Origin of the sequence: Aequorivita marina, assembly GCF_031631895.2 — a bacterium.
In the GTDB taxonomy this organism is placed as follows: Bacteria; Bacteroidota; Bacteroidia; order Flavobacteriales; family Flavobacteriaceae; genus Aequorivita; species Aequorivita marina.
Map to the genome: position 1 here is coordinate 36,434 of NZ_JAVMBW020000004.1, position 12,307 is coordinate 48,740.

At 39.2% G+C, this 12,307-nt stretch carries 9 protein-coding genes; 8 read left to right on the forward strand and 1 reads right to left on the reverse strand.

Annotated elements, in window-relative coordinates; genetic code table 11:
• Window positions 1-22: 22 nt before the first annotated feature.
• Entirely contained in the window at window positions 23-478 is a 456-nt protein-coding gene (locus QPK98_RS07350) for a GAF domain-containing protein (RefSeq protein WP_310992479.1), read from the reverse strand.
• A 156-nt stretch (window positions 479-634) separates the two neighbouring features.
• Here QPK98_RS07350 and xrtF point away from each other — a divergent pair, with 156 nt between their 5' ends.
• The 8 genes from xrtF (at window position 635) to QPK98_RS07390 (ending at window position 12,300) form a co-directional block, all read left to right on the forward strand.
• Entirely contained in the window at window positions 635-1,180 is a 546-nt protein-coding gene (xrtF, locus tag QPK98_RS07355) for an exosortase family protein XrtF (protein WP_310992480.1), read from the forward strand.
• Window positions 1,177-1,611 (forward strand): exosortase F system-associated membrane protein, encoded by a 435-nt coding sequence (locus QPK98_RS07360; protein WP_310992481.1) that lies wholly within the window; start codon window positions 1,177-1,179, stop codon window positions 1,609-1,611. The genes xrtF and QPK98_RS07360 overlap by 4 nt, the downstream gene beginning before the upstream one ends.
• 38 nt (window positions 1,612-1,649) lie before the next feature.
• Entirely contained in the window at window positions 1,650-2,198 is a 549-nt protein-coding gene (locus tag QPK98_RS07365) for a DUF3347 domain-containing protein (RefSeq protein WP_310992482.1), read from the forward strand.
• A gap of 83 nt (window positions 2,199-2,281) precedes the next feature.
• Window positions 2,282-2,701, forward strand: coding sequence for an HYC_CC_PP family protein (locus QPK98_RS07370; RefSeq protein ID WP_310992484.1), 420 nt, complete (start codon window positions 2,282-2,284; stop codon window positions 2,699-2,701).
• A 227-nt stretch (window positions 2,702-2,928) separates the two neighbouring features.
• Window positions 2,929-5,727: a heavy metal translocating P-type ATPase gene (locus QPK98_RS07375; protein WP_310992485.1), complete on the forward strand. Its 2,799-nt coding sequence runs from the start codon at window positions 2,929-2,931 to the stop codon at window positions 5,725-5,727.
• A gap of 70 nt (window positions 5,728-5,797) precedes the next feature.
• The gene (locus tag QPK98_RS07380; protein WP_310992487.1) at window positions 5,798-8,032 is read left to right on the forward strand and encodes a TonB-dependent receptor; all 2,235 of its coding nucleotides are present in this window, start codon (window positions 5,798-5,800) and stop codon (window positions 8,030-8,032) included.
• 137 nt (window positions 8,033-8,169) lie between these two features.
• A complete protein-coding gene (locus tag QPK98_RS07385; protein ID WP_310992488.1) occupies window positions 8,170-8,535 on the forward strand; it encodes a heavy-metal-associated domain-containing protein in 366 nt (121 codons plus the stop codon).
• A gap of 555 nt (window positions 8,536-9,090) precedes the next feature.
• Window positions 9,091-12,300 (forward strand): SusC/RagA family TonB-linked outer membrane protein, encoded by a 3,210-nt coding sequence (locus QPK98_RS07390; RefSeq protein ID WP_310992489.1) that lies wholly within the window; start codon window positions 9,091-9,093, stop codon window positions 12,298-12,300.
• Window positions 12,301-12,307: the final 7 nt, after the last annotated feature.

The window sequence follows — 12,307 nt, forward strand, 5'->3', positions numbered from 1 at the left end:
CTAAACTCCAAACTCCTCAGCCCTAAATTACGTTTGCAACTTCTTTGTTTACCCATTCTAAAAATTCTTCGTCTTGGCTTGTAAATGGGTCTGCAAGGTGTGAGTCGATGTCAATTTGCCCAATATTTTCACCGTTTTTGTATAGCGGTACCACTATTTCAGACCGCACGTTAAGGCTACAGGCAATGTAATTGTCTTGTGCTTTTACATCTGGCACTACAAAATTTTGGTTGGAAACCGCAACCTGTCCACAAATCCCTTTTCCAAAAGGAATCACAGTGTGGTCTGTTGGTTCGCCTGCAAATGCTTTTAAGTGAAGCGTTTCAGTTGCCGCATTGGCAAAGTAGAAACCTATCCAGTCATACGGTTCTAGACTGTCTTTTAACAGTTCGCAAACTTCTTTTAAGCGAAGATCCACACTTTTGGCTTCATTAGCTAAAATAGTCTTCACTTTTGGTTTTAAATCTGTAAAAGCCATAGCTTCGTTTTTAATTATTGATTACTTTCACAAAAGTATTTTAAATGCGGTATTAAACCCAGTAACGAATACTGTATTTTTGTTAAAAACATGTGTTTGATTTTAGAGGTTTGTTGTGAATATTTCAGCTAAAATCCAGAACATAAACTGTATTGATTGAGAGAACTTTTTAAAAAATATAAAAGCGTAGTTCGTTTTGTGTTGGTTTTTATAGGTGCGTATTTGGCGCTGAGTCTTTTGTATGCGCTCTACCTAAAACTCTCGTTTAATTCCGGGTATTTTCCTGACTTTGTTACTAATTTGGTCGCGCGTCAAAGTGCGGCGGTGCTTGAAGGTTTTGGTTATAATGCGCGCTTAATACCAAATAAGGTTGGGCAGGGAATGTTGTTGACTATTGACAGTAAATATTCCGTAAGTATTGTAGAAGGATGTAACGCTATAAGTATTGTTATCTTGTTTGTTTCGTTTATTCTGGCCTTTGCCGAAAACCTTAAAAAAACCTTGCTCTTTCTTTTTGCAGGAATCGTACTGATTTATGTGATTAATATCTTGCGTATAGCTATTTTAACTGTGGGTATGTATAATTATCCGCAATATGAAAATGTACTGCATTCAGTTATTTTCCCAGGAATTATTTACGGAATGGTTTTTCTTTTATGGATGGTTTGGGTAAAGATGCTAAAGCCAGAGCCTACAAAATGAGCAAACTTTTAAAAATAATAGGGCTTGTCTTTCTCGTAGGTTTGTTGGTGCTTATCCGAGCCTATGAAGATATCCTTTTTTACGATCCGCTTTTAGATTTTTATAAAATGGATTATAAAACCCAACCACTCCCCAAAATGGACACCTTTGCGCTACAAATGGGGGTTGTGTTCCGCTTTTTATTGAATACAATTACCTCCCTCGCAATTTTATGGTTGATCTTTAAGGATAGGGCCATTATAAAACTATCGGCTATTCTTTACTTTGTATTCTTTGTAGTTCTTTTATTGGTTTTTAACCTTATAATTTTTACTGCTGAAGGTACCGGATTACACCTTATTCTATTCTATATACGCAGGTTTCTTATCCAACCATTATTTTTACTTATTTTACTTCCTGCCTTTTATTTTCATAAGCATAAAACTGAGTGAATTTTTAATATCTTTGGGGTTCTAAAAATTTTTATAAAATGAAAAAATTATCAATAGTTTTCTTAGCTGTTACGGCTCTTGCGTTTACAGCTTGTAAAGACAATTCAAAACAAGACGAACTAGAGGTGGTAACTGTAGATAATTCGGCGGAAGCTGAAAAAACATACGAAGTTGCCGAAGTAGCGGCCGAGTTTAACGATCCTAAGGTAGAAGCTGCATTTGCGCAATACATGGAGGTTGAAGCTGCATTGATTAATACTGATGCCGCTAAAACAGCTTCAGAATCATCAAAATTGGAGACTTTATTAAAAGAAATGAATGCAGCCGAAGAAATTCAAACGGCAGCTACGGCAATGGCAAAATCTGATGATATTGGCGTACAACGCGAGCATTTTGAAGCACTGAGTACTGGTGTGGAATCTATCTTACAGGATGCATTAAAATCTGGAACTATCTATAAACAATACTGCCCAATGGCTTTTAATAACAAAGGAGCGTATTGGATAAGTACTAGCAAAGATATTTTAAACCCTTATTTTGGTGATAAAATGCTAAAGTGCGGCCGGGTAGATGCAGAGATTAAATAATTGATAGGGCTTAGCTAAGTTGCCTTAGGCATTAGTGGGGCTGTTTTACATCTTTACAATATTATTTGTATTTTTGCGATGAAATGAGAAAAGCCATTTCCATATTTCTTTCGGTGTTAATGCTAGCAAGTAGCTCAGGCCTTGCGTATGCACAGCACTTTTGTGGAGGAATGGAAATGGCTTCAAAGGTTACTTTGGGCGAAAAGGAACTGTCCTGCGGGATGGATCTGGATGTGCCAATTTTAGATTGTAAAACAGGGGCCGACGTGCCCGAAGATCACGATTGCTGTAAAAACCATGTTACAAGAATCCAGACCGATGATAGTTTTGCAAAATCTTCTTTCGATTTAAAATTCGGCAACAAGCTAGTTGCTACATTTGTATCGGTATTTCAGCTACACCAAGTTGAAATTGCCCCCACACAAAAAATCTTCTTTGCGGATTATACGCCGCCACCACTCGAACGGGATTTGAACATTCTGTACGAGACCTTTCTGATTTGATTTATACCTGCGGAAGCAGATGATTGATAATTGCACCTCCATGATTTACTTCGGAGTAATATTTTCATTTAAATTAAATCAATTTTTATGCAGAACATAATACTATATCGAGCCAAGCTCGCACACTTTATTGCCAACTTTTTTTGGATAAGGGTTGCCTATTTGCAGTACTGCTTAATCGCTTTAGATAAGACTTATGTTTTTAAATCTAAAACTTCCTATTTAAAATGAAGCATACCTATAAAATAAGTGGAATGACCTGTAATGGATGTAGAGGCCATGTAGAACAGGTTTTAAACAATGTTGATGGCGTTTCTAATGCATCAGTAAACCTTGAAAAAGGAGAGGCTGTGCTTGAAATGGATAAGCATATTCCTTTGGATGCTTTTCAAAAGGCCTTGGAAGATGATGGGGGTAGGTATGCAATTTCAATGCAGGGAGATGTTTCGCAAGAGGAAAAAGTTGAGTCCGAAGCCTCTTCCGAAGATTCTTTAGAAAAAAGTTCGAAAGCTCAAGCTACTTATAAAATACACGGGATGACCTGCAATGGCTGTAGAAGCCATGTAGAGCATATTTTAGCTGAAGTTGATGGCGTTTCTAAAGCATCGGTTGATCTTGAAAAAGAAGAAGCTGTGCTTGAAATGAAGAAAGACCTTCCGCTAAAGGTTTTTGAAAAAGCCTTGGAAGATGATGGGGGAAGTTACAGTATTTCACGTTTAGATGATGCAGAAGCTGCCGCAAAACACAAGAAGCAAAAAGAAGTAAAAAGAGCCAAGCAAGGTGGTTCTGGTACATATTATTGCCCCATGCATTGCGAAGGGGAAAAAACCTATGACAAACCTGGCGATTGTCCAGTTTGTGGAATGGACTTAGTGCCAGAGGCGAAAACCTCTGTAACACCAACAGAATATGCTTGCCCCATGCATCCAGAGGTAGTGAGCGATGAGCCCGGAACTTGCCCAAAATGCGGTATGGATTTGGTTCCGAAGGAAGCAGACGAATCGGAAGAACAAAAAACCTATATATCGCTTCTTAACAAGTTTTGGCTTGCTTTAGCGTTTACCATTCCTATTTTTTTGATAGCGATGTCTGATATGCTTCCAGCTAACCCGCTTTATGAGGTGTTGCCATTAAGATATTGGAATTGGGTGCAGTTTGCTCTTTCGCTGCCAGTGGTTTTTTACGCTACTTGGATGTTTTTTGAACGCGCTTATAAATCCATTAAAACCTGGAACCTCAATATGTTTACCTTAATTGGTATTGGTGCAGGCGTAGCATGGCTTTTTAGCGTTTTCGGGTTGTTGTTTCCAGATTTTTTCCCGGCGCAGTTTAAAACTGAATCGGGGAGTGTTCACGTTTATTTTGAATCGGCAGCGGTTATTTTAACCTTGGTATTGATGGGGCAGGTTTTAGAAGCCCGCGCGCATAACAAGACCAATTCTGCAGTGAAGGAATTGTTGAAACTAGCGCCGAATAAAGCAGTTAGGATTGTAAATGGCGAGGAGGAGACCATTGCCATCGATAAAATTGAAGTAGGTGATAAGCTTCGAGTAAAGCCAGGCGAAAAAATTCCGGTGGATGGAAGTATTCTTGAAGGTGAAAGCGCGATTGATGAATCGATGATTAGTGGCGAACCTGTTCCAGTTTCAAAAGCCGAAGGCGATGAAGTAAGCTCCGGGACCATAAACGGGAAACAAACCTTTGTGATGGAAGCCCAGAAAGTGGGAGATGACACCTTGCTCTCACAGATTATCGAAATGGTAAACAAAGCGAGTAGGAGCAGGGCTCCAATCCAGAAACTGGCCGATAGAATCTCAGGTTGGTTTGTGCCAATTGTCGTTTTGATTTCTGTGATTACCTTCGTGGTCTGGGCTGTTTTTGGTCCAGATCCAGCTTATGTTTATGCCTTGGTCAATGCAATTGCGGTACTGATCATTGCTTGCCCATGTGCGCTCGGCCTCGCTACGCCTATGTCCGTCATGGTTGGCGTGGGGAAAGGCGCTCAAAATGGCGTGTTGATAAAAAATGCCGAAGCACTCGAGACCTTGAATAAAATTGATGTTTTGATTGTTGATAAAACGGGTACAATTACCGAGGGAAAACCATCAGTTGAAAAAGTGGGTACTTCAACTGATTTTTCAGAAGAAGAAGTGCTTCAATATATAGTTTCCCTAAACCGAAACAGTGAACATCCACTTGCCGAAGCTACGGTGAAGTATGGGAAAGAGCGGGGTCTTGCAGATAATTCAGAATATAAAACTTCCAATTTTAATTCAGTGACTGGAAAAGGCGTTACGGGTACTATAAATGGCCAAACAATAGCCTTGGGGAATGAAAAGATGATGAAGGAGGCGGATGCAACTATTTCCGAAGCGTTTCAGCGTAAAATTTCAGAAGAACAGAAAAAAGGAAAAACCGTGCCTATGCTTTCCGTAGCAGGAAAAGTGGTGGGCTACGTGGTAATTGCCGATAAAATAAAAGAAACCAGTAAAAAGGCAATTGCCGAACTTCAAGATAAGGGTGTTGAAGTGGTCATGCTCACAGGCGATAATCACGATACGGCAAAGGCTGTGGCATCCGAGTTAAATCTGGCCGACTTTAAAGCCGAAATGCTGCCGCAGGATAAGCTGGAAGCTGTTGAAAAACTGCATTCCGAAGGTAAAAAAGTGGCAATGGCAGGCGATGGAATAAATGACGCGCCGGCCTTGGCGAAAAGTGATGTGGGCATTGCAATGGGAACGGGTACAGACGTAGCTATAGAAAGTGCTGAAATCACTCTGGTAAAAGGAGATTTGCACGGTATTGTAAAAGCTTTTCATTTAAGCGAAAAAGTAATGCGAAACATAAAACAGAACCTGTTTTTTGCCTTGATCTACAATACGCTAGGTGTTCCGGTTGCTGCGGGAGTACTATTTCCTGTTTTTGGGCTTTTGTTATCGCCCATGATTGCTGCGCTGGCCATGAGTTTTAGCTCGGTTTCGGTCATTACAAATGCGCTTCGATTAAAAGCTGCGAAAATTGATTAGATATTAGACGTGAGATGTCTAAATCTAAAAATATAAACTTGAAATAAACGATTTAATAAAAAACAATAAAATGTTAAGAATACTAATAATTTTTATCTTATTTCCCGTCTGTGTTTTTTCGCAGGAAATAATAACGGGAACGATTACAGAAACCGTCAACACTGAAGAAGTTCCTTTGGGCGGGGCCAATGTGTATTGGCTAGATACTTCAGTAGGGACGGTTACTGATTTTGACGGTAACTTTGAGTTGGATTATAAACCCGAATACCAAAATTTGGTCATCAGTTTTGTGGGGTATAAAACCGATACTGTTTCTGTGAATTCCGCAAAGCGAATAACCCATTCGCTTCAGTCTAAGGCCAATTTAGATGAAGTCACGGTTTCGGCACGCCAAAAAGCGAGCTCGCGTTCATTTATAGAATCACAAAATGTAATTAATGTGAGCAGTGGCGAATTGTTAAAAGCTGCTTGCTGTAATTTGGCGGAAAGCTTTGAAACCAATCCTTCTATTGACGTGAATTTTGCCGATGCTATTTCGGGAACCAAACAGATAAAAATGCTTGGTCTTACTAGTCCGTATATTATGGTAACGCTTGAAAACGTACCTAGCGTTCGCGGGGCAGCGCAGGCGTATGGCATGAGTTTTATTCCTGGAACTTGGGTAGAGAGCATCCAGATTACCAAAGGCGCGGGAAGCGTTGTAAGCGGCTACGAAAGTATTGCTGGGCAGATAAACGCCGAACTTCAAAAACCCACGACTGATGACCGCCTTTTTGTAAACGCTTATGGCGCTGGTAACGGACGCTTAGAGTTAAATACACATCTAAATACAAAGGTTACCGAGCGTTGGAGTACGGGGCTTTACATTCATGGAAATATGCGGGATTCTGAATTTGATAAAAATGACGACTCCTTTTTAGATGCACCCTTGGGCCAACAAGTTAATTTGATGAACCGCTGGCAATATACAGATCAAGAAAATGGCTATGTAGGCTTTGTAAACCTACGGTATTTAAATGATGAAAAACAGACGGGGCAAAGTGATTTTGATCCTAAAAAAGACCGTGGAACCACCAATGCTTGGGGAAGTGAGATAAAAACCCAGCGTTTAGACGTTTCGGGGAAATTTGGTTTTGTTAATCCAGATGTTCCATGGCGTTCAGGCGGGCTGCAGTTGGCATATAGTCACCACGATCAAGAATCGTATTTTGGATTAAACGATTATAACATTCAGCATAACAGTTTGTATGCAAAAGCAACCTACAATTCAATAATCAGTGATTCAAGGCATAAGGTAACGATGGGGGTTAGCGCTACGTATGATGATTATAACGAGCTGGTTCTGGAAGATAACTTTAACCGAATTGAAAACTCGGTAGGGGCGTTTTTTGTGTACAACTTTGACAATATGGGGAATCTGAATTTCAATGCAGAAATCCGAGCAGATGCGCACAACAGATTGGGAACTTTCTTAACACCGCGTTTTCATTTGCGTTACACCCCTTGGGATAAATCTGCTATTCGGGTTTCTGCCGGACGTGGGAAAAGAAGTGCGAATATATTTGCTGAAAATCAACAGTTTTTTGCAAGCTCCCGAAGTTTGAATATTTTAGGGAATGGTGGAGAAATTTATGGCCTAGATCCTGAAATTGCATGGAATTATGGAATTTCGTATATGCAAGGTTTTAATCTATTTGACCGGAGAGCAGACATTACGGTGGATTTTTACCGAACCGATTTTGAAAATCAAATAGTAGTAGATTTTGAAAACCCTACGGAGGTTAATTTTTATAACTTAGAAGGGGAGAGCTTTTCAAATAACATTCAAGCTGAATTTAACTACAATGTGCTTAAAGGTTTGGATCTTCGGCTTGCTTATAAATATTACGACGTAGAAACTACCTACCGCAGCGGGAAAAAGCAGACCCCGTTAACGCCTAACCATCGTTTTTTTACAAATGCTTCGTATGAAACACTTCCATCAGCAAAAGGAGGGCAATGGAAATTTGATGCTACCTACAATTTTATGGGTGAGCAACGATTTGCTTCCGAAGAGAGCTATTTAAATACTATAGGTCTTTCTGAGTTTTCGCCAAGTGTTTCTACTTTTAACGCTCAGGTTACCAAAGTTTTTTCGTCTAAATTTGAAGTTTACGTAGGCGGGGAGAATATTACCAATGTAAAGCAGGAGAACCCAATTGTAGGAAACGACAACCCCTTCGGTTCAAATTTTGATACAACTTATGTTTATGGACCAATATTTGGGAGCTCGTATTACGCAGGACTGCGGTACAGATTGAATTAGTGATTCCTTACTCGGCTCTTTGTTACCTTTTAAGGCTTGGGCAAACAAAAACTTGGCTTGCTTATTGAGTTTTTCTACTGGATAGCTAAAGGCCGATATGTAATAAATAATTTTTAATAATAGAAAATAAATCAAATATGAAAAAAGCAATTGTAATTATTAGTGTGTTATTAATGGGGAGCTTAGGTTTTGCTCAAAATAGAAATGCTCGCGCTTCCGTTGAAGTTGACGGTGTGTGTGGCATGTGTAAAGAGCGAATAGAAAAAGCCTCTATTCAGGCAAAAGGAGTGAAATCTGCTATTTGGAATGTTGATACACATGAATTGAAGTTGATCTACAACGAAAGAAAAACAGACCTTACTACAATTCAACAGAGTATTGCAGACAGCGGTCACGATACCCAAGATATAACTGCCGAAGATGCCGTATATGAAGGTATAGACCCGTGCTGTAAATACCGCGACCCAAAAGTGGTTGACGACCATAAAGACGGAGGACACTAAGCTTGTTGGATTATCTGAAGAAGTAATAGGTAGATTCGAGCAAAATTGGTCTATATATTATAGAGGTGTTGATGGGTGGTTTAAGCGGTTTTAATTGTGCTTTAAAAACAGTATCCATCAACTTTAATGACAAAAGCCTAAAAAGTGAATGCTTAATGCAGTATTTCTCTTTTAAGGCTTTTTGTTTATCAAAGCGGTTATTTTTGGGTGAATTGTATTTTTTTAACGTATTTATTGTAAATATAATTTGTGTTTGTATTTTGTAAAGTCTCTTGTAAAACTGTAATTATGGTATAATTGGGAAGAATAAGAAAGAAGAATGCAGATTTTTTTCAATAAATATTAAAAGAAGATCTCTTGGTGGTTTAAAGTTTTAGCCTCGCTCTAAAGTCTAAGAAAATCAGTCTTTTGCAGAATTTTGGCATAATATTAGCTTAAAATTGGGAGATTTTAAAACATCATTTTGATAAAATTTTCTTAATCTACTTGAGCTAAAAGTTGGAATTGTGGGATTTTATTGGCACTTTTGAAGAGCTAATTCAAACAAACAAAAAAATGAAAACAAAGTTTAGTGGAATTTTAACACTCTTGGCAGTGTTGATTGTGCAGCTCTCTTTTGCACAGGAAAAAACGATTTCCGGAACGATAGCCGATGACACGGGCTTACCGCTTCCTGGAGTTAACATAATTATAAAGGGAACAAGTACGGGAACCCAATCTGATTTTGATGGTAATTATACCATTGATGCAGCCGTTGGGCAAACGCTTGTGTATAGTTATGTAGGTTTTGAGACCCAAGAAATTGCAGTTGGGGCCTCAAATACAATGGACGTAAGCATGCAGGCAGGTGCCGCATTAGACGAGGTGGTTGTTACCGCTCTTGGTATTTCAAGAGAAAAGCAATCGCTAGGTTACTCAACGCAGGAAGTTGCGGGTGAGTCTCTTTCTACAGTTAAGACAAACAACTTTACAAACGGACTTTCCGGTAAAGTAGCAGGTCTTCAGATTAGAAGAAACAACAACTTTGGTGGTTCTACCAACGTAGTTATTAGAGGTATTACCTCTTTAACTGGTGATAACCAAGCCTTGTTCGTTATTGATGGTGTGCCAATTAGTAACATGAACACAAACAATGCGAACCAGAAAAACTCTTCTTCAGGTAATTACTATGATTATGGTAACGCTGCTGCAGATATCAACCCAGACGACATTGAGTCTGTAAACGTGCTTAAGGGTGCTGCTGCATCTGCACTTTACGGTTCACGAGCCGCTAATGGTGTAATTATCATTACTACTAAAAAAGGTTCTAAAGCAAAAGGATTGGGGGTTACTATTAATAGTAATGCACAAGTTGGTTTTGTTGATAAGAGTACTTTTGCTGAATTCCAGGATGGTTATGGTGCTGGTTATGGTGGAGAAGCTTTTACTTTTGAGGATATTACCGGTGACGGAGTTGACGATCAGCTTTCAAACTATCTTGATGATGCATCTTATGGGCCAGCTTTTGGTGGCCAAATGATTTATCAGTGGGATGCTTTTGATCCTGCTTCGCCAAATTATTTAACAAAAACACCTTGGCGATCTGCTAAAAATGGTCCAATCACTTTTTTTGAAACGCCAGTTACATTAACTAACTCTATTTCGCTTTCAAATGGATTTGAGAACGGTTCTTACCGAATGTCCTACACTAAATTGGATCAAAAAGGCTTGATGCCAAACTCTCAAATAGACCGTCATAACTTTGTCTTTAGTGGTACTTATGACGTTTCGGATAGATTGACAGCTAGCGGTTTCGCCAACTATATTAAGACAGACGCTTTAGGGCGTAACTCAACGGGCTATAATGATAACGTTATAGGTAACTTCAAACAATGGTGGCAAACCAACGTAGATGTGCAAAAACAACGCTCTATCTATATGAATACCAAGAGAAACATTGGTTGGAACCCAGGGTCGGCTGCGCCAGGAACTCTACCCATTTATTGGGACAACCCGTACTGGACGCGTTATGAAAACTATCAAAATGATGGAAGAAGCCGTTTTATAGGTAATTTTGAGTTGAATTACGAGCTTGCAGATTGGGTTAATGTTACCGGTAGAGTTTCTACTGATACGTATAATGAGCAACAAGAAGAGCGTAGAGCTGTAGGTTCTGTGCCAACATCATTTGGTCTAACCCGTGGAAACGTGGGTTCTGGTTACCTAAGAAGAGATTTAACGGTTACAGAAACTAACTACGATTTGATGTTTAACTTTAACACAGATATTACTGATGATATTAGCTTGGCCGGTATCTTAGGAACCAACATTAGACGGAACGAGTTTAACTCATTGACTTCTTCCACATCTGGTGGTTTGGTTGTTCCCGGTCTATATTCACTTCAAAACTCGAAATCTGCACTGCCTAATTCAGCGGAAGTAGCTGAAAAAATTGGTGTAGATGGTGTTTATGCTAGTGCATCTCTTGGGTTTTGGAATATGTTGTATGTAGATGGTACGTTCCGTAGAGATCATTTCTCTACCCTACCAAAAGACAACAGTTCTTTTAACTACCCTTCTATTTCAGGAAGTTTTGTGTTTAGCAAATTACTTAACACCAATGCTATTTCATTCGGTAAATTAAGAGTAAACTATGCTGAGGTGGGTAACGGGGCTCCTTTTGATAGATTGTTCAATACATATACTATCAATAATGATATAGGTACATCTGTACCAGTCACAGCTAATAACCCTGAATTAAAGCCCGAGCGCACAAAAAGTTACGAGGCAGGTTTGGAAATGAGATTTGTTAATAACCGGGTTGGTTTTGATGTTTCTTATTATAAGTCTAATTCTATTGATCAAATTATTCGGGTGCCAATTTCTGAAGCAACAGGTCAATCTAGAAAACTGTTGAATGCAGGGGAAATTGAAAATAGGGGTATCGAGGTTGCCTTAAACGTAACCCCGGTAAAAAACGATAACTTCTCTTGGATGTTGAATGGTAACTTTACTAAAAACAAAAGTGAGGTAGTAGCACTTCCTGAAGGTACAGAGGTTATTCAATTAGCATCTTATCAAGGTGGTGTTAAAATTAACGCTGCCCTCGGGGAGCCTTATGGTGTTATCTACGGAGCTGACTACGTTTATAACGACAACGGACAAAGAGTTGTTGGTGAAAACGGTAGATACTTAAAGTCTGGCCCTAATGAGATTATTGGAGATACCAACCCAGATTGGTTAATGGGGATTACCAATACCATAAACTATAAGTCTTGGTCTTTTAGCTTTTTGATAGATGTGCAACAAGGTGGGTCAGTATTCTCCCTTGACCAATACTACGGACAGGCTACTGGGTTATATGTTGATACAGATTATATAAACGATCTTGGTAACCCGGTAAGAAACACACTTGAAAATGGAGGTGGATTTATCAACCCTGGTGTTACTGAGGATGGATCGCCTAACACAACGCGTGTAGATGCATCTGAATTTGGACAATTCGGTTATGCTGCATTTCCACAATCAGAGTTTGTATATGATGCTAGTTACGTAAAGTTGCGTCAAGCTTCACTTTCTTACACTATGCCATCTAAGTTTCTTGAAAACACATTTATGACAGGGCTTCAGTTTACAGTAACTGGATCAAACCTTTGGATCATTGATAAGAAAACCCCTTATGCCGATCCAGAATCTGGATTGAGTTCTGGAAATGCTCAAGGATACATTACAGGTTCGTTGCCAACTACCCAAGATTATGGGTTTAACATTAAAGCACAATTTTAATATTTAG

Coding starts and splice junctions, on each gene's coding strand:
- QPK98_RS07375 (WP_310992485.1), top strand. CDS start 2,929: ATGAAGCATACCTATAAAATAAGTGGAATGACCTGTAATGGATGTAGA.
- QPK98_RS07370 (WP_310992484.1), top strand. CDS start 2,282: ATGAGAAAAGCCATTTCCATATTTCTTTCGGTGTTAATGCTAGCAAGT.
- QPK98_RS07380 (WP_310992487.1), top strand. CDS start 5,798: ATGTTAAGAATACTAATAATTTTTATCTTATTTCCCGTCTGTGTTTTT.
- QPK98_RS07365 (WP_310992482.1), top strand. CDS start 1,650: ATGAAAAAATTATCAATAGTTTTCTTAGCTGTTACGGCTCTTGCGTTT.
- QPK98_RS07350 (WP_310992479.1), bottom strand. CDS start 478: ATGGCTTTTACAGATTTAAAACCAAAAGTGAAGACTATTTTAGCTAAT.
- QPK98_RS07390 (WP_310992489.1), top strand. CDS start 9,091: ATGAAAACAAAGTTTAGTGGAATTTTAACACTCTTGGCAGTGTTGATT.
- QPK98_RS07385 (WP_310992488.1), top strand. CDS start 8,170: ATGAAAAAAGCAATTGTAATTATTAGTGTGTTATTAATGGGGAGCTTA.
- QPK98_RS07360 (WP_310992481.1), top strand. CDS start 1,177: ATGAGCAAACTTTTAAAAATAATAGGGCTTGTCTTTCTCGTAGGTTTG.